We start from the raw sequence: 16,834 nt of genomic DNA, 5'->3' as shown, positions 1-16,834 counted from the left end.
TATCCCTCCGTGGAGGGACACCCGCTGTGGCTCTCACCCCGGCGGGGGTGTTGGAAGGAGCCGTTGGGCGTGACGACAGGCCGTTCCCGATCTCCTAGCGTCCCAGCCATGAACGGGACGATCGAAGTTCGCGGGCTGCGCAAGCGATACGGGCGGGTGACCGCCGTCGACGACCTGTCGTTCACGGTCCGCCCCGGCCTGGTCACCGGTTTCGTCGGGCCGAACGGCGCAGGCAAGTCGACCACCATGCGTGTCATCCTCGGCCTGGACGCGCCGGACGCCGGGCACGCGCTCGTGGGCGGCCGGCCCTACCGCTCGCTGCGCGCCCCGCTGCGCCACGTGGGCGCCCTGCTCGACGCCGGCGCCGCCCATCCGGGCAGGTCCGCTCGCCACCACCTGCTCTGGATGGTCCGCTACAACGGCCTGCCTGCCCAGCGGGTCGACGAGGTGCTCGAGACCGTCGGGCTCGGCGCGGTCGCCCGGCGGCGGGTGGGCGGGTTCTCCCTGGGGATGCGCCAGCGGCTCGGGATCGCCGGCGCGCTGCTCGGCGACCCGCCGTCGCTGCTGTTCGACGAGCCGGTCAACGGCCTGGACCCCGAGGGCGTTCGCTGGATCCGCGGCCTGCTGCGGACGATGGCGGCCGAGGGGCGCGCCGTGCTGGTGTCCAGCCACCTGATGGGCGAGCTGCAGGACACCGCGGACCACCTGGTCGTCATCGGCCGCGGCCGGCTGCTCGCCGACACGAGCGTCGCCGACCTGGTGGCCGCCGCGTCCGGCGGCCGCGTGCTGCTGCGCACCGGGCAGCGGTCCGAGGCGATGACGGTGCTCGCGAACGCCGGCGCGACGGTGGCGGCGGTCGACCGCGACGCCGTCACGGTCACCGGCCTCGCCGCCGAGCACGTCATCGGCCTGCTCACCGAGAACCAGCTGCGGTTCTCCGAGATCACCCAGCACCGGGCGTCGTTGGAGGAGGCCTACATGGAGCTCACCCGGGACGCCGCCCCCTACCAGACCACCGAGTACCACGCGGGCGCGGCGGCAAGGCCATGACCACGACCCAGCCGGCCGGAGACGAGCGCGTCACCTTCCGGCAGGCCGCCTTGCCCGCGCGGGACGGATTCGGCCAGGCGCTGCGCGCCGAATGGACGAAGCTGCGGTCGGTGCGGGCCACCGTCGTCACGGCCGTCGCCGCCGTCGCGCTGACGGTCGGCCTCTCCCTGCTCGCCGCGGCCGGAGGCAGAACCGACGCCAATGACGGGCCGCACTTCGTCGACCAGCTCCATCTCGTGCACCAGCCGCTGACCGGCGACGGGACGATCACCGCCCGGGTGCGCGGCCAGCAGCCGAGCCACGAGTGGGCCAAGGCCGGCCTCCTCATCACGCGGGACACCGCCAGCGGCGCTCCCTACGCCGCCCTGATGGTCACCCCTGGGCACGGTGTCCGTCTTCAGGCCGAGTTCGACACCGAGCTGGCCGGCTCCCACGGCGGCGCGCCGCGATGGCTGCGGCTCGCCCGCGCCGGCACGGCGGTCACCGGGTACGAGTCGGCCGACGGCGTCACCTGGGACAAGGTCGGCACGGTCACCGTCGCCGGCCTGCCCGCGACCGCCCGGGTGGGCCTCTTCGTCACCTCACCGGCGAGCCAGGAGGCCGAGGCTTCCCCCGGCAGTACCCACATCGTCCTGACGGCCACACCCGGCGAGGCGACCTTCGACCAGGTCAGCGTGACGCCGGCGGGGGCGGCGAGCCGCACGGGCCCCGCGGGCTGGAGCGACACGGACGTCGGCGCCGAGCAGGCCGCCGCCGAGGACCAGGACCAGCAGCCCAACGCCGGCGCCGCCAGCCCGCCCGGCGGCTCCCGCTGGGCGGGTGGCACCGTCACGGTGACCGGGAACGGCGACCTCGGCGGGATCGGCATCGGCGGGATCGAGTCCGGGGACGACGACGTCGTCAGCAACGCCCTCGTCGGCGCGCAGATCGGCCTGATCGCCGTCGTCGCGCTCGGGGTGCTGGCCGCGACCGCCGAGTACAGGACCGGCACCCTGCACACGACGTTCCTCGTCAGCCCCCGGCGCGGGCGGGTGCTCGCGGCGAAGGCGGTCGTGGTCGGCGGCCTGGTGCTCGCCGTCGGGCTGGTCGCCAGCGTCGGCGCGTTCCTGCTCGCCCAGCCAATCCAGCACGCCCGCGGCTTCGGCCCCCCGTCCTACCCGGACCGGTCGCTGGCCGACGGCCCGGTGGCGCGGGCGGTGGTCGGCACGGCGTTGTTCCTGGCGGTGCTCGCCGTGTTCAGCGTCGCGGTCGGCGTCCTGCTGCGCCGCGCCGCCGGCGCGATCACGCTCGTGATCGCTCTGGTAACCGTCCCGCAGTTGGTCACCTCGGCACTGTCCGTCGACGCCACCCGATGGGTTCAGCGTGTCACCCCGATCGCCGGGCTCGCGATTCAGCAGACCCGCCACCGCTTCGACACCGCAATCGCCCCGTGGGCCGGTTTCGGCGTGCTGTGCGGGTACGCTGCGCTTGCCCTGGGGCTGGCGCTGTGGGCGCTGCGTCGCACCGGCGGTTCGGGGCCCCGCCGCGAGGCCGCCGCGGCCGCGCGCGCCGCGGCGGCGCCGCGGGCGGACGGGCCGGGGACGGACGGTCGTCGTCGGGTGACGAACGGTGCCGGGTGAGAGACGCACTGCGCGCCGAGTGGACCAAGATACGCACGGTCAGGACCACCGGTGCCTGGGCGGCCGCGACGGTCGTGGCGGCCGTCGCGCTGAGCTGCCTGGTCGCCGCGGCGGTCGAGGCTGGCGGCTGCGCGCCGGAGGCGACCGGGTGCGCCGACGACCCGACCGCGCTCAGCCTGTCCGGCGTCTACCTGGCCCAGGCGGCGGTCGTCGTGTTCGCCGTGACGGCGGTGACCGCCGAGTACGAGACCGGGCTCGCGCGCGTGACGCTCGCGGCCTGCCCGCGCCGGTCGACGGTCTACCTGGCGCGGGCGGCGGTCGTCACGGCGGCTGTGTCGGCTGTCGGCCTGGTGGCCATGGCCGGCGCGTGTCTCGCCGGCCGGGCCGTCCTGGCCGGCGGCGGCATGGCCGCGCCGCTCGAGGTCACCCCGCCGGGGCCGGCGGACCTGGCGACGTCGCGGGCGGTCGTAGGCACCGCGCTGTATCTCTGCCTGCTCGCGCTGCTCTGCCTGGGCGTCGGCACCGCGCTGCGGCACAGCGGCGCGACGGTCGCGGCGGTCCTCGCGTTGCTGCTCGTCCCCGCGGCCGTCGCCGCGATCGTCCCGTTCCCGCCGCGCGTTCTGGAGGCGATCCAGAGGTCGGCGCCGATGACCGCCGGTCTCGCCGTCCGCGCCACCGTGGAGCCCGCGGGCGGGGCCCCGATCGGCCCGTGGGCCGGGCTCGGTGTGTTCGCGGGCTACGCGGGCACGGCGTCCCTGCTCGGCTGGTGGACGTTTCGGCACCGCGATGCCTGAGCCGCGCACGGCGACGAGCGGCCTGGGAGCCGGGCAGTGCGCGGCCGGCTTCCAGCCAGGGCGCGAGAAGGACAAGATCCGATCTTCGAGTTCAGACGCGAACGGTCGGCCGCGCGCAGCCGGGCTGGACAATGGCGCCTGTGCGAATCCGGCGGATCAAGGCGTGTCTCAACGGGAGCCGTCGGCGCTCCGAGCATCCGGCGGTGCCGCTGACCCCGGGCGAGCTGGCGGCCGCGGCGGCGGGAGCGGCCACGGCCGGAGCCGACGCGGTGCACCTGCACCCACGTGACCGCTCCGGCGCCGAGTCGCTTGCCGCGGCGCACGTGGGGGCGGCGGTGCGCGCCGTGCGCGGGCACTGCCCGGGGACACCGGTCGGCGTCAGCACCGGACTGTGGATCGCCGGCGGTGACCCGGGGGCTCGGCTGGCGGCCGTCGAGACCTGGGCGGGGCTGCCAGTCTCCGAGCGGCCGGGATTCGCGTCCGTGAACGTGAGCGAACCCGGTTTCGAAGCGGTCGCCGGGTCGCTGCTGGCGTGCGGCATCGATGTCGAGGCGGGCGTCTGGTCGGTCGCCGACGCCGACGCGCTGGCCGTGTCGGGGCTCGCCGGCCGGTGCGCCCGGCTACTGGTGGAGATCATCAACGTGCCGATGGCCGACGCCGAGAACGTGGCGACGGCTGTCCTGGCCCGGCTCGACGCCCTGGACGTACCCGGCCCCCGGCTGCTGCACGGCGAGGGCCAGGCCACCTGGCCGATGATCGCCCTGGCCGGGCGTCTCGGCCTTCCGACCCGCATCGGGCTGGAGGACACCGTCACAGACCCCGCCGGCCGCCCCGCCACCGACAACGCCGGCCTTGTCCGCGCCGCCCTCGCGCTCTGGACGTCGCCAGACCCACGCGCATAGAGGGAACCTCGTGACCGTCGTTCGGAACGGTGCCGACGATCCCACCAGATCACGGCTCGGCTCATGATCCGGTGGGATCTTCGACGCCAGGGCGCCGAAAATCCCACCGGAGCATGGGGTCGCTGGTCGCGGAGCGCGATCTCGGCTGTGCGTGGCCGCGGGTGGATGTCCGCGAGGAGGGCCTCGGCGCCGGGCACGGCCGCGGCGTGGCGATGCGCCGGTTTCACCTCTACTGGCCACGCCGTCCGAACCAATCGCGGCCTCATGGCGCGTGCGGTTCAGGAGCGCTGGGTCGGCCAGACGGTGAGTTCGGTGACCTGGGCGCGGGCGGGTAGCGCGAGGGTGTGGGCGACGATATCGGCGAGGTCGTCGGGCCGCAGGAGACAGTCCGGCCGCCAGGCTCTGTATTCGGCCTGGAAGATCTTCTCCTGCATCGGGGTCGCGGTGCGGCCGGGGTAGATGCTGCATACCCGGACCCCGCTGCTGGACATCTCTGCCCGCAGGCTGTCCGCCATGGCGCGCAGGGCGTGCTTGGTGGCGGCGTACTGGCCGACGCCAGCGCTCGCGGCGAGGCCCTGGGTCGAGTTGACGAAGACGACGTCGCCGCTGGTGCACACCAGGTCGGGGATCAGCCGCTGGGTGAGTGCGTAGGGAGCTTGGACGTTCACCGCGAACTGTAGGTCCAGATCGGTGACCCGTGCCTGCGCCACCTGGCCGCGCCGGTAGGCACCCGCCGAGTGCACGAGCACCGACACCGCGCCGAGGCTGCCGTGGACCGCGTCGAGCAGGCCGGTCTGCTCGTCCGCGTCCGTCAGGTCGGCGGGAAAGTGGTCCAGCGTGAGGCCGGCGCCGTCCGCCTCCTTGGCCAGGCTCTCCAACGCCTGCTCGTTGCGGCCGGTCGCCAGCACCCGGACGCCGTCCCGGGCCAGCCGCAGCGAGATCGCCCGCCCGATCCCGCTGGAGGCCCCGGTCACCAGCGCCCCGCGCCCCGCGAGGCCGGGCACGAGTGGTGGAGGCCCGCCGGTCATCTGCCCGCGCTCCACGTCGCCGTCCGTGCGGCTGGTCATGGTGCGTGCCCGGTCACCCGCCGGCCCGGCTGCCTTGCCAGCACCGCGCCGATCTCCAGCCATCCTGGTCGCACCTCCCGCCCGCACTCCTCGGGCTTTCGTCGAGCCCGGTGCAGGCAAATCTACCCTTACGTAAGAGTCGATTTTCGGGTGGGGTCGGTCGTCGGGGCGGCGGGATTTCGACTGGAGGTGGGCCTAGGCCCCGTTCGGGTTCGGGGGGCGGCTGGATGGGATGGCGGTCGCCTCCCGCCTAGCGTGATCGTTGTGGACGCGCACGTGGCACCGACTGGCCTCGCCGGCCCCGCGGAGACGACGGAATGGGACGGCTGGCCGCGGGAGGATGATGATCGGCCATGGGGGAGCGGCCTACTGCGGCTGGGGCTGCGAGTCGTGCTGCCGCCGGTCGACCTGGTGGTGGGCCTCGTCGGGTTTGTCGTGACGGTGCCGTTGCTGGCGCTGTCGGTCGGCCTGGTGCCGCTGATCTGGCTCGCGCTGCCGTTCTTCCTGCTGCTCGGCGTCGTCGCTCGTGGCCTGGCCGGGTTCGAGCGGCACAGACTGGGGCTCTTCCTCGGGGTCGAGCTCGGGCCGTCGCCGGCGGCGCCGCGCGGGTTCAGGGCGCGGCTGCGGGACGCCACCACCTGGCGGGCTGTCGCCTACCTACTGGTCCGGTGGGTGGTCGCGACGCTGTCGTTCGCGCTGACGATGTCCGCGTGGGGGGTGTCGCTCGCACTGCTGTCGATGCCCGCCTGGCTGCACCGCGTTCCTGGCCAGCGGGCGAACCTCTTCCTGCTGCACGTCACCGACACACCGACGGCCTGGCTGCTGTGCGTCGCCGGGCTCGTCGTGGGCATCGTCGGCCTGGCACTTGCGTACGGCTTCGGCGCGGCGGCCGCGGCGATGAGCCGGGGCCTCCTGTCCGGGCAGGGCAGGCGGGACGGGCGGGGCGAGGCGCTCGCCGGCGCCGGCCACCCGGGCGGCGCGCCGATGCGGCTGACCGCCGGTAGGGCGGCGGTACTCGCCGTCGGCCTCCCGGTCGTGCTCGCGGTCGCGTCCTTCAACGCGGCTGACTTCGTCGGGCTGATGGCCCAGACCAGCGCGCACCACACCGCGCGCTACTCCTGGAACGGCGGGCCGATCACGCTGACCACGAGCGCCGGCGATATCCACGTCGTAACCGGCGACGACACGCAGGTAGGTGTCGCCTACACCGAGCACTACGCGCTGCGCACCCCGGCTGTCGCCGGCGAGGCGACCGCGGACGGCGGCGTGGCGCTCACCGCCCATTGCCGAGGCGGAATCTTCGACCAGTGCGCGGTGAACTACGCCCTGACGGTTCCGCGTGGCGCCCGGCTGACGCTGCGCACCGGGGACGGGTCCGTCGACGTCTCCGGCGTGGCTGGCCCTGTCTCGCTCCGGACCGGCGGCGGCTCTGTCCGCGTCACCGACACCACCGGCCCCGTCACGGCGCGGACCGGCGACGGAGGGATCGACGTCTCGCGGTCCAGCGGCTCGCTCGACCTGCGCACCCGCACCCAGGCGGCGAACGCCTCGATCCCGTCGACGACGGCCTCGAAGCGGGGCGAGTGGAACAGGTCGAGGGCGTGCTGGCCGCCGGGCAGCTCGGCGTAGACGACAGGGCTCGACGACACGGCGCGCAGCTGCGCCACGAACTCAGATAGGTCACCTTGCCAGGCCCGGCGGCCGGCGCGGCGGAGCGAGCGCGACCAGCACCGCGCCCCCGATCAGAACGACGGCCACCAGATATCCCAACGGCATCGCGCGGTTCCTTCCATCAGGCGTATGGCCAGATCCCTGCCCGTACCGCACCCACTAAGTGATATCACTTTTTGTCACCCGTGGCGATCTCGTCCTCCGCGGCCGGCTGTCGCTTGGGTGACGGACATTACGGGCAGCGGCCCGGCGGGCGGAGCTACGTTTGCGGGCGGCGTGCCCGACGGACGCGGCGGCGGTCACCGCTGCGGCTGGACGCTCGCCGGCCCTCGGAGGTGCGCTGGTGACGTCGGAAGGCTCCGTTGGCTCCCTTGAGGGGCGGGGGGACCGGAGCCTCGACCGCGCGATCGTCGCGCTCGCCGCCCCGGCGCTCGGCGCGCTGATAGCCGAACCCCTGTTCCTGCTCGCCGACACCGCGATGGTCGGCCATCTCGGCGCGTCCGCCCTCGGCGGCCTGAGCCTCGCGGCGTCGGTGCTGCAGACTGCCGTAGGGCTCATGGTCTTCCTCGCCTACGCGACCACACCGACGGTCGCCCGGCTGCGCGGCGCCGGCGATCTGCGCGGCGCGGTGTCCGCGGGCATCGACGGGCTGTGGCTGGCCACGGCGCTGGGGGTGGCCCTGGCCGCCGTCGGCTGGTGGGTGACCCCGGCGCTGCTGCGCGCCTTCGGGGCAGGCGCCTCGGTGGCGCATGAGGCGTCCGTCTACCTGCGGATCTCGATGGCCGGCCTGCCGGCGATGCTGCTGGTCTACGCCGCGGCCGGGTTGCTGCGCGGCCTGCAGGACACCCGCACCCCGCTCGTCGTCGCGGGGGCGGGCTTCGCGGCCAACGCGGTACTCAACGGCACCCTCATCTACGGCGCGGGCTGGGGCATAGCCGGCTCGGCCGTGGGCACGGTCCTCGCCCAGTGGGGCATGGTCGCCGCCTACCTGGTGATGGTCGCCCGCCATGCGCGCCGCGTCGGGGCGAGCGGCGCTCCCCGTCTCGTCGGCGTGCTGCGCGGCGCGCATACCGGGTTCTGGCTGCTCCTGCGCACGGCGAGCCTGCGCGCCGCCCTGCTGCTCGTCACCTATGTCGCGGCCGCGCTCGGCTCGAACGAGCTCGCCGCGTTCCAGATCGCGATGACGCTGTACTTCACCGCGGTCTTCGCCCTCGACGCCCTCGCCGTCGCCGCCCAGGTGCTCGTCGGCGACCGGCTCGGTGCCGGCGATGTGGGCGCCGCGCGCGTCGTGCTGCGTCGCTGTGTCGCCTGGGGGATCGGCGGCGGCCTCGCGCTGGGGGCCGTGTTCGCGGCCCTGGCCTGGGTGATCGGCCCGGCCTTCACCAACGCGGCCGACGTCGCCGAACTGGTCGTTCCCGCGGTACTGGTGCTCGCCGCCACCGCGCCGCTGAGCGGGCTGGTCTTCGTGCTCGACGGCGTCCTCATCGGCGCGGGCGACAACCGCTACCTCGCCTGGACCGGTCTGCTCAACCTGGCCGTGTTCGCCGTGCTGGCGGGAGCGGTCCTGCTGTGGCGGCCGAGCGGCGCGACGGGCGTCGGCTGCCTCATGGGCGCGTTCGCGGGCGGCTACCTCGCCGCCCGCGCCGCCACCCTCGGCCTGCGCGTCCGCGGCAGTCGCTGGCTCGTCGCCGGTGCCACCCGCTGACGGATCGGCCCGATCCGCCCCGGCCTTCCCGCCGCGGACGGACGGCCTCGGGGGTGAGGAAACCTCGTCCGCGCCATTCCGGCGAGATCCGGCACGGTCGCCACCCCCGGACACGGGCAATGGCGATGGCCGGTCGACACCTCAGTGCCAGAACTGAAGTGCCATCCATTGATGATCGTTGCGCGACGAGAGGCCCGCGGATGGCCGACCAGCGGGTTTCCCTGCCTGCTCACGACCGTCCATAGCGCGCACAGCCGCCACATTCAAGATTCGAGCCGTAACGGCGACGTTTCTGTCGCATTGCCTACCTACCAGTAGGTAACTATCTCCACCCGCCCTCTCCGATCTCAGCCGGCCCGGGCCCGGCAGGCACACGGAGCAGACCGGCGGCGGCACCAAGGAGGTAGTCCCGTGCAGCTCACCCGTCTCCGCAACCGATTAACCCGCGGCACCGCGCTCGCCGCGCTGCCAGCCCTGCTGACGGCCGGCCTGGTGACCGGCGCCGTCGCCACGGCCGCGCCCGCGTCGGCCGCGGCACCCCTCCCGGTCATTTACAACTTCCCGGCGGCGGTCGTCATCTCGCTGGCGCACCCGAACGCCGACCCGCCCGGCGCGAACGACTTCTCCTGCCGGCCCAGCGCCGCGCACCCGCGGCCCGTCGTCCTCGTCCACGGAACGCTGGCGGACAAGACCAACGAGTGGCAGGCACTGTCGCCGCTGCTGAAGAACGACGGCTACTGCGTGTTCGCCCCGAACATCGGCGGCGCCTCGCCGACCGACTACCTCCAGGGGACCAGGCCCATCGAGGAAAGCTCCGCGCAGCTCGCCACCTTCGTCGACCAGGTACTCGCCGCCACCGGCGCGTCCAAGGTCGACATCGTCGGCCACTCCCAGGGCGGGATGCTGCCCCGCTACTACATCAACAACCTGGGCGGAGAGGCGAAGGTCAACGCCCTGATCGGGCTCGCGCCGTCCAACCACGGCACGACGCTCCTGGGCCTGACGAAACTCGCCGACGTCTTCGGCCTCACCGGGCCGATAGAGTCGATCTGCCAGTCGTGCACCCAGCAGATCGCCGGCTCGCCGTTCCTCACCGCCCTCAACGCCGGCGGCGGCACCCGGCCCGGCGTGCGCTACACCGTGATCGAGACTCGCTACGACGAGATCGTCACCCCCTACACCTCGGCATTCCTGCCCGGCCCGAACGTCCGGAACATCACCCTCCAGGACAGCTGCATCCTCGACGGCTCCGACCACATCTCGGTCGCCTATGACCGGGTGGCGCTGCGCCACGTCCAGAACGCGCTGGACCCCCAGCACCCGAGGCCGCTGATCTGCGTCCCGGTCCTCCCCGCCATCGGCGGCTGACCACGCCCTGACTGTGCGCCCCCGCCGTCCCGGCCACGCCGTGCCCAGACGGCCATGGCCGGGACGGCCGGTTCTTGCGGTTCTCGCGGTTTTGGCGCTTCCCGCGGTTCTCGCGGTTCTCGCGCCGCGGGCACCGATATCGCTTGCGACCGGCGCGGTGTCACGTGGAGTGTGGTGGGCCGACGAGGTGGACGACCTGGCCGGGCGAGCGGGCCACGAACCGAAGGAGAGCGGGCGGTGGACGGGTTACGGGAGGATCATGCGCAGATCAGCGAGGTGCTGATCCGGTACGCGACCGGGATCGACCAGCGGGACTGGACGCTGTTCCGGACCTGCTGGACCGACGACGTGGAGGCGGACTACGGGCTGCGCCTCTCCGGCGCCGACGCGATCACGGACTACATGACCGCGGCCCACCGGGACATGGGCGACACGCGTCACCAGCTGTCGAACCTGGTCATCGACGTGGCCGGCGACCGGGCGACCGCCCGTTCCTATGTGCACGCCGTCCTCATGATCCGCCCGGACGACCCGAACGCCTTCATCGACGTCATCGGCAGCTACGACGACGTCCTCGTCCGCACCGCCGACGGCTGGCGCATCAGCAGGCGTGCCTTCCACCTCGTCCGCATGCTCACCACCGGAGGCAGCCCCGACTGGGAGGCTCCGCTGAGGTCCCTCCGCTCCTGACGCCGGCGGCCCTCCACACCGGCCCCTTCCTCGCGGTCGGCGGTCACCGCTTCCCCGGCCTCGCCAGGTGACGATGACCGGCCGGCAGGGACTCAGTTGCCCTGCATGGTCCTCTCGCGGTCAGGGGCGTGCATCGTCCAGGGGTCCTGTGGGAGGACGTCGCCTGTCTCCAGCAGGGTCTTGAGGTTCGCGAAGACGGCCGGCCAGCCGAGGGAGATCGACTCACGCCCGGCGGCGTCGGGCAGGTTCGTGTGGGTGACGGTCAGGCGCACGATCTCCGCGTACGGCTCGATCGTGAAGGTGACGACGGACGGCTCGAAGGTCGGGTCGTCGAAGCGCGTGGGCGTGTCGAAACCGAACACGAGCCGCAACGGCGGGGCGACCTCCAGCACCCTGCCGACGGCGTCGACGACATCCGAGCCGTCCACCCGCACGTGCTCGACACGACTGCCCACCGCCCAGTCGGAGACCTGGGCGTGGCCCCAGAACCGGCCGGTGAGATCCGGGCTCGTCAGCGCCCGCCACACATCGTCGGGCGTGCTGTGGATGTATGTCGTGTACACGTAGGCGGGAACCGGTTCGATCATCGTGATCTCCTGAGCTCGGGCTTTGACCTGGTCGAGAAAGCCCAGGCTGGACTCCTCGAACTTCCAGATCCATCGGGTCCGGATGTCGTGGATGGGCACGGGGTTCAGGTAGTGGAGCCTGCGCCGGCCGCTGCGCACGACCGTGACGAGACCGGCCGCCTCCAGCAGGCCCAGATGCTCACTGACCGACTGGCGGCGCATCTCCAGTCCGTCGCAGAGCTCGCCGAGAGTCAGGCCAGCCCGCTCGTGCAGGACGTCGAGCAGGCGACGCCGCGTCGGGTCCGCGAGGGCCTTGAACACCATGTCCGCATCCACACCGCAATTATGCAGGTATCTGCCTGCATAACGTCAAGCGACGACCGGCCACGTCCTGCCGGGCGAACGGCTGCGCGAGCGGCATCGGCGACACCGGCCGTGCCGGACGGTCACGGCATGGGCCGGAGGATGGCACCGCGCCGAAAATGCTTTGCCCGGATGATCGGGAAGCCGTGACACTGGGCCGGTGACACGGGGGCGGACGTTCAGCGCGGTGGTGACCGCGGGCGGCGACTGCCTCGGGACCTGCGGGCCCTACCCGGCAGCGACGCCGTGGTGGGCCGACGTCGAGCCGGTCGTCGCCCGGCTGCGCCGGGAGCTCGGCGTGCCGGTGATGGTGCTGCGCCTGCTGGGCGTCGACGGAAGTGACGGCGCCCGGGACGGGCATGTGCGCTACCACGTCGAGGCCTTCGGCCGGCCCGCGGCCCGGCGGCTCGCGCCCTGGCCGGGCGACCCAGACGAGCTGGTCCGCCCGGTCCCGCTGCGGGCGAACTGGGCGACGTCGGTCGGCCTCGCCGAGATCCTGGACTGGGCGCGGGCGGCGCTGCGCGCCGCGGGCCGGCCGGCAAGCGGGCCGGCGGAACAGGTCAGAACCTGGAACCTGGCGGGGCTGTTCCGGTTCCCGACCGCGCGCGGGCCGGTCTGGCTGAAGGCCACTCCCCCGTTCGCCGCTCCCGAGGCCGCCGTGATCGACGCCTTTGGGCGGGTGGACGCGGAGCTGGTACCGGATGTGATCGCGGCGGACTCCGTCGGCGGCCGCCTGTTGCTGGATCACGCGCCCGGCGCCGACACGTGGGAGAAGTCGCCGGTCGCCATCCACGCGGCGGTGAGCCGGCTGGTGAACGCCCAGGCGGTGCTGGCCCGCGACCCGGCGGCGATACCCCGCAGCCTGCCGGACCGGACGATGCCGGCGCTGATCGGCCAGGCCGCCGAACTGCTCGACGGCGAGGCGGCCGACGAGCTCACTCCCGACGAGCTGGCCACCGCCCGGGAACTCACCGGGCACCTGCCAGACCTGGTCGCCCAGCTGGCCGCCTGCGGGCTGCCGGACACCGTCGTGCACGGCGACCTGCACCCGCGAAACTGGAGATCGGACGGGCGGCGCACGACCATCCTCGACTTCGCCGACAGCCACCTGGGCAACCCGGTCCTGGACGGCCTGCGCGTCCGCGACTTCCTGGCCGACCGCCAGCTACGGGCGCACGCCACCGACACGTGGGTGACGGCCTGGCGGACGGCGCTGCCCGGCAGCGACCCGGCCCGCGCGCTGGCCGTCGCCGAGCCCCTCGGCCACCTCTCCTACGCGGTCCGGTACCAGGAGTTCCTGGACAACATCGAGCCCAGCGAGCGCGTGTACCACGCCGGTGACCCGGCCGTGACCGTTCGCGCGGCGCTCCGCCACGCCACCGCCGTGGCCACCACGGCCGAAGCATGACCGGCGGCCGAAACGGGCGGGCGACTCGCCCGGGGCCGCTGAACCACTGGTGTCTCGGCGACGACCTGCTGACGCTCAGCGCCGTTCCCGCGGCGCATCCGGACGAGGGTGTCGTGACCAGCTGGCTGCGCTATGAGCGCTCGCGCGACGGCCGGCTGGTCGAGACCGAGCTACAGAACCTCAGCCTCCAGCGGTACGACCTGGATGGGTTCGCCGCCCTGCTTCGGGAGGCCGGCTTCACCGCCGTCACCGTGCACGCCGACTACCGGGCCGGGCTGTCTCCCACACCGGATTCCCAGGTCTGGACGTTCGTCGCGGCCGCCTGATCATCCACGCGCCCCGGTCACCTACGCACCGAGCGTGGCTCGACGCCGCGCGCGAGCGGGCGGCGTCGAGCCGTTCGAGTGCCGCTAACCGGACGTCGTCCCGGCGCTGCCGGAACCGTGACCGTGGCCGGCCACGAAGTAGACGACGACCGCGACGACGACCAGCACGGCGATCACGGCGAGGGCGATCTTCAGCCTGCTCCACGGGCGCTCGCCGTGGACCTCGCCGGTCAGGCCGTTGACGAGGATCTGCCAGTTCTTGCCCGCGTAGATGAAAGTCGCGATCCACACCGGCAGCAGCATCAGCTTGAAGGTGACGTCGTTGTGTCGGGTGTTGACCGAGGTGACCCGCTGCTCGTCACCGCCGATGTCGTGGCGGCAGTCCTGTTCGATGACGGGCGCCATCCTGCCCCGCGCCTCGGTGAAGCCGTTCTCCGGCTCGACGTCGTAGCGCAGCGCGAAATGCCCGGCGAGGAACTCCGGCTGGTAGGGCTGTGCCTGCTGGACCGGCCACGGCGCGAGGTCGTCGACCTTCTTGGGCGGCAGCACGGCGCTGGCCGGCACCAGCACGTCGTCGAACGCCCGGTTGACCGTGCCACCCGCCGGGTGCCAACGGGTCCGCTGTACACGGCGCGTCTGGGTCTTGCCCTCGCTGTCCGTGTATGTCTCGGTCACCCAGTAGTGCTCGCCACGCTGGCCGCTGTAGTCGGAGACCGTCTGGGAGTCGAACGTCCAGTGCGGGACGTACGTGCTCTTCATCGACTCGGTCTCGCTGACCTTCTTCAGGCCGGAGGGGGCGAACCACCGCGACTTCACCCAGGAACGCATCGCATCCCGGACCTTGGCCCGGTCGAGGGCGAACGGCAGCACGCCCTCGGGCACGATCTGCCCGGACGCCGCCGCGTCGATCACCAGTGGCGCCCCGCAGAACTGGCAGACGCTGGCGGTCTCGTTCGTCTCGGTTCTCGCGGCGCAGCGCTGGCAGACGAAGACATACGCCCCGATGCTGCCGACGGGTTTGCGGGGAAGCGTCGCCAGCTCCCCGTACGCGATCTCATGGATCTCCCGGCCGCCCGCGGCGATCTCCTGGCGGAACCCGCAGTACGGGCACTGCATGCCGGTCGAACCGGGCGCGAACTCCAGGCGCGCCCCGCAGCCACCGCACGGGTAGGTCGTCGCGGCGACCGGAGCCTGCTGGTACGTCGGTTCAGTCATCGTGTTGGCTCCCGGGCCGGCGCCGTCAGGCCTGCGGCGGCAGCGGCGGCGGGACGTTGGCGAACAGCGGCGCGACCTCGGGCACCTGGCCGGCGGCCGTCCAGGCGGCCATGCCGGCCTTCCACACCAGCGTGTCGTGGCGCAGCTCGCCCGCCGCGACCCGCTGAGCCAGGCCGGCCGCGTCGAACGGGCCCTGCTGCTGGCCGCCGACACCGATGAACCACTGCGCGGCCTGCGGCAGGGGCGGTGGCGTCGGCGCGCCCGGCGGCTGCTGGTAGCCGGGCGGCGGGTATCCCTGCTGGGGCTGGTAGCCGGGCTGCGGCATGCCACCCGCGGCGCGCTGACCGAGCGCCATGCCGAGGCCGATACCCAGGCCCTCGCCCGCTCCGCCCTGGTTGTTCGCGGCCGCCTCGATCGCCTGCGCGGTCTGGAACTGGGTGTACTGGTTGAGGTTCCCGAGAATGCCCATCTGGCTGCGCTTGTCGATGGCCTCCTCGACCTCGGGTGGCAGCGAGATGTTCTCGATGACGAACTTCGGGATCGCGATGCCGACCGCGGCGAGTTCCTTGGTCAGCGCCTCGCCGAGCGTCGCGCCGATCACGTCCTGGCGGGTGGCGATGTCCAGAACCGGCACCCCGGAGGTCGCCAGCGCGTTGCCGAGCCGGCCGACGATGAGCTGGCGCAGGAACTCGGAGACCTCCTCGGTGCGGAACTGCGGGTCGGTGCCGGCGAGCTCGCGCAGCAGCGCCGGCGGGTCGACCACCCGGATCGAGTAGGCGCCGAACGCCCGCAGCCGGACCATGCCGAACTCCGCGTCCCGGACGATGACCGGGTTCTGCGTGCCCCACTTGAGATCGGTGAACTGCCGGGTGTTGACGAAGTACACCTCGGCCTTGAACGGTGAGTGGAACCCGTACTTCCAGCCCTTGAGGGTGGACAGGATGGGCATGTTCTGCGTCTCGAGGGTGTACATGCCCGGCCCGAAGGCGTCGGCGACCTGCCCCTCGTTGACGAACACCGCCGCCTGCGACTCGCGGACGGTGAGCTTGGCGCCCATCTTGATCTCGTTCTCGTAGCGCGGGAAGCGCCACACGATGGTGTCCCGGCTGTCATCGGTCCATTCGATGATGTCGATGAACTCGCCGCGGACCCGGTCCATCAGCCCCACGTCTGCCGCCGCCCTTAGCTCTGGCCGACCGGCGGCGCTGTCCCGCCGACGGCGCTGTCGCACCAGTCGCCACGCCTGATGCGTACACGTTCGTGGCGGTACCCTAGCGGCCCCGAGCCGGGCCGGTCGCGACGTGTCCTGCTCCGGACAGCGCGCCCGACCCAGCCCACCCGCGTCAGCCACCCGCGTCATCGTCCCTGGCCAGCGCCCGGCCGGCCGCGATTGTGGCGCGCGCGTCAGCTCGTCAGTGATCCTGGGGACAACGGCCGCCGGGTGTGCGAAGGAAGATCATTTTCGCACACCCTTTGGCCCTCTAGCGGCTGGGTGAGCCGACCGCGGGCAGCGCGGGCCGGTTGCGCTCCAGCCACCCGTCGAGGATCTCGTCGAGCCGGGGCAGCTCGTCCGTCGGGAAGCTCAGCCCCTGGGTGGGGACGCTCGCGCCGAGCTCGACCAGCAGCGGCCGCAGGGTGAACTCGACCGCGAGCGTGTGCGCCGGCGAGCCGATGGTGAACACGGGGAACGCGGTGACCCCCCGCAGCCCGGCGGTGGGGTACCGGTCCAGGAACGCCTTGAGCAGCCCCGTGTAGGCGGCCTTGTAGGTGGGGCTCGCGACGACGAGGAAGCGGCTTGCGGCCACCTGCTCGGTCAGGGCGTCGAGCCCGGGGTGCGGCCAGGTGAAGACGTCGCCGGCGTGCTCGGCGAGGTCCAGCCGCAGCCCCTTCTCGGCACCGAGCAGCGGGCGGAGCCGGTCGGCGAGCGCCTCGGCGACCGCAAGCGTCCGCGACTCGGCCTTCGGGTTGCCCACCACGACACTCAGCGTCGTCATCTCGGTAGTCCTCTCTGGTCGTCAGCTCTGGTCGTCCGCCGGCCGCGAGCATCATCCTGGTACCTCGTGCCGCCGGCCGTCGCCGAGGCGGCGCGC

15 protein-coding genes are annotated in these 16,834 nt (G+C 73.0%); 10 read left to right on the top strand and 5 right to left on the bottom strand.

Annotated features, from left to right (window positions below; genetic code table 11):
• Positions 1 to 108: 108 nt before the first annotated feature.
• The 4 genes from QOZ89_RS00810 (at position 109) to QOZ89_RS00795 (ending at position 4,365) form a co-directional block, all read left to right on the top strand.
• Positions 109 to 1,050 (top strand): ABC transporter ATP-binding protein, encoded by a 942-nt coding sequence (locus QOZ89_RS00810; RefSeq protein WP_071049423.1) that lies wholly within the window; start codon positions 109 to 111, stop codon positions 1,048 to 1,050.
• Positions 1,047 to 2,669, top strand: coding sequence for a DUF1349 domain-containing protein (locus QOZ89_RS00805; RefSeq protein WP_071049422.1), 1,623 nt, complete (start codon positions 1,047 to 1,049; stop codon positions 2,667 to 2,669). The genes QOZ89_RS00810 and QOZ89_RS00805 overlap by 4 nt, the downstream gene beginning before the upstream one ends.
• Positions 2,666 to 3,463 (top strand): hypothetical protein, encoded by a 798-nt coding sequence (locus QOZ89_RS00800; protein WP_071049465.1) that lies wholly within the window; start codon positions 2,666 to 2,668, stop codon positions 3,461 to 3,463. Before QOZ89_RS00805 ends, QOZ89_RS00800 begins: the two co-directional genes overlap by 4 nt.
• Before the next feature lie 131 nt (positions 3,464 to 3,594).
• Positions 3,595 to 4,365, top strand: a complete 771-nt coding sequence (locus QOZ89_RS00795; protein ID WP_071049421.1) for a 3-keto-5-aminohexanoate cleavage protein — start codon at positions 3,595 to 3,597, stop codon at positions 4,363 to 4,365.
• Between the two features lie 278 nt (positions 4,366 to 4,643).
• Here QOZ89_RS00795 and QOZ89_RS00790 read toward each other — a convergent pair whose 3' ends face one another.
• Entirely contained in the window at positions 4,644 to 5,495 is an 852-nt protein-coding gene (locus QOZ89_RS00790) for an SDR family oxidoreductase (protein WP_397428649.1), read from the bottom strand.
• A 213-nt stretch (positions 5,496 to 5,708) separates the two neighbouring features.
• Between QOZ89_RS00790 and QOZ89_RS00785 the strand changes: the two genes are divergently transcribed.
• From QOZ89_RS00785 to QOZ89_RS00770, 4 genes are all read left to right on the top strand, one after another.
• On the top strand, positions 5,709 to 7,061 hold the full coding sequence (locus QOZ89_RS00785; protein WP_312622679.1) for a sensor domain-containing protein: 1,353 nt from the start codon (positions 5,709 to 5,711) through the stop codon (positions 7,059 to 7,061).
• Positions 7,062 to 7,446: 385 nt separating this feature from the next.
• Entirely contained in the window at positions 7,447 to 8,808 is a 1,362-nt protein-coding gene (locus QOZ89_RS00780; RefSeq protein ID WP_312622678.1) for an MATE family efflux transporter, read from the top strand.
• Positions 8,809 to 9,219: 411 nt separating this feature from the next.
• The gene (locus tag QOZ89_RS00775; protein ID WP_312622677.1) at positions 9,220 to 10,176 is read left to right on the top strand and encodes an esterase/lipase family protein; all 957 of its coding nucleotides are present in this window, start codon (positions 9,220 to 9,222) and stop codon (positions 10,174 to 10,176) included.
• A 237-nt stretch (positions 10,177 to 10,413) separates the two neighbouring features.
• Positions 10,414 to 10,866 carry a nuclear transport factor 2 family protein gene (locus QOZ89_RS00770; protein WP_071049416.1) on the top strand — a complete coding sequence of 151 codons (453 nt, stop codon included), beginning with the start codon at positions 10,414 to 10,416 and terminating at the stop codon, positions 10,864 to 10,866.
• Between the two features lie 92 nt (positions 10,867 to 10,958).
• Here QOZ89_RS00770 and QOZ89_RS00765 read toward each other — a convergent pair whose 3' ends face one another.
• On the bottom strand, positions 10,959 to 11,756 hold the full coding sequence (locus QOZ89_RS00765; RefSeq protein WP_071049415.1) for an ArsR/SmtB family transcription factor: 798 nt from the start codon (positions 11,754 to 11,756) through the stop codon (positions 10,959 to 10,961).
• A 199-nt stretch (positions 11,757 to 11,955) separates the two neighbouring features.
• On the opposite strand from QOZ89_RS00765, the gene QOZ89_RS00760 reads away from it, so the two are divergent.
• Both QOZ89_RS00760 and QOZ89_RS00755 read left to right on the top strand, forming a co-directional pair.
• Positions 11,956 to 13,203 carry an aminoglycoside phosphotransferase family protein gene (locus QOZ89_RS00760; RefSeq protein ID WP_312622676.1) on the top strand — a complete coding sequence of 416 codons (1,248 nt, stop codon included), beginning with the start codon at positions 11,956 to 11,958 and terminating at the stop codon, positions 13,201 to 13,203.
• On the top strand, positions 13,200 to 13,529 hold the full coding sequence (locus QOZ89_RS00755; RefSeq protein ID WP_312622675.1) for a hypothetical protein: 330 nt from the start codon (positions 13,200 to 13,202) through the stop codon (positions 13,527 to 13,529). The genes QOZ89_RS00760 and QOZ89_RS00755 overlap by 4 nt, the downstream gene beginning before the upstream one ends.
• Before the next feature lie 84 nt (positions 13,530 to 13,613).
• On the opposite strand, the gene QOZ89_RS00750 is transcribed toward QOZ89_RS00755, so the two are convergent.
• From QOZ89_RS00750 to QOZ89_RS00740, 3 genes are all read right to left on the bottom strand, one after another.
• Entirely contained in the window at positions 13,614 to 14,744 is a 1,131-nt protein-coding gene (locus QOZ89_RS00750; RefSeq protein ID WP_071049412.1) for a TFIIB-type zinc ribbon-containing protein, read from the bottom strand.
• Between the two features lie 25 nt (positions 14,745 to 14,769).
• Complete coding sequence (locus QOZ89_RS00745) at positions 14,770 to 15,903, bottom strand: SPFH domain-containing protein (protein WP_241841801.1); 1,134 nt, start codon at positions 15,901 to 15,903, stop codon at positions 14,770 to 14,772.
• Between the two features lie 322 nt (positions 15,904 to 16,225).
• Positions 16,226 to 16,738 carry an NADPH-dependent FMN reductase gene (locus QOZ89_RS00740; protein WP_071049410.1) on the bottom strand — a complete coding sequence of 171 codons (513 nt, stop codon included), beginning with the start codon at positions 16,736 to 16,738 and terminating at the stop codon, positions 16,226 to 16,228.
• Positions 16,739 to 16,834 lie beyond the last annotated feature (96 nt).

This window comes from Pseudofrankia coriaricola, from assembly GCF_032027725.1.
In the GTDB taxonomy this organism is placed as follows: domain Bacteria; phylum Actinomycetota; class Actinomycetes; order Frankiales; family Frankiaceae; genus Pseudofrankia.
The sequence above is the reverse complement of the archived record's forward strand: the minus strand, read 5'-3'. Positions and strand labels throughout refer to the sequence as shown.

Excerpts from the sequence above, each read along its gene's own strand:
- QOZ89_RS00810 (WP_071049423.1), top strand. The coding sequence starts at position 109 with ATGAACGGGACGATCGAAGTTCGCGGGCTGCGCAAGCGATACGGGCGG.
- QOZ89_RS00805 (WP_071049422.1), top strand. The coding sequence starts at position 1,047 with ATGACCACGACCCAGCCGGCCGGAGACGAGCGCGTCACCTTCCGGCAG.
- QOZ89_RS00795 (WP_071049421.1), top strand. The coding sequence starts at position 3,595 with ATGGCGCCTGTGCGAATCCGGCGGATCAAGGCGTGTCTCAACGGGAGC.
- QOZ89_RS00790 (WP_397428649.1), bottom strand. The coding sequence starts at position 5,495 with ATGGCTGGAGATCGGCGCGGTGCTGGCAAGGCAGCCGGGCCGGCGGGT.
- QOZ89_RS00765 (WP_071049415.1), bottom strand. The coding sequence starts at position 11,756 with ATGGTGTTCAAGGCCCTCGCGGACCCGACGCGGCGTCGCCTGCTCGAC.
- QOZ89_RS00755 (WP_312622675.1), top strand. The coding sequence starts at position 13,200 with ATGACCGGCGGCCGAAACGGGCGGGCGACTCGCCCGGGGCCGCTGAAC.
- QOZ89_RS00750 (WP_071049412.1), bottom strand. The coding sequence starts at position 14,744 with ATGACTGAACCGACGTACCAGCAGGCTCCGGTCGCCGCGACGACCTAC.
- QOZ89_RS00745 (WP_241841801.1), bottom strand. The coding sequence starts at position 15,903 with ATGGACCGGGTCCGCGGCGAGTTCATCGACATCATCGAATGGACCGAT.
- QOZ89_RS00740 (WP_071049410.1), bottom strand. The coding sequence starts at position 16,738 with ATGACGACGCTGAGTGTCGTGGTGGGCAACCCGAAGGCCGAGTCGCGG.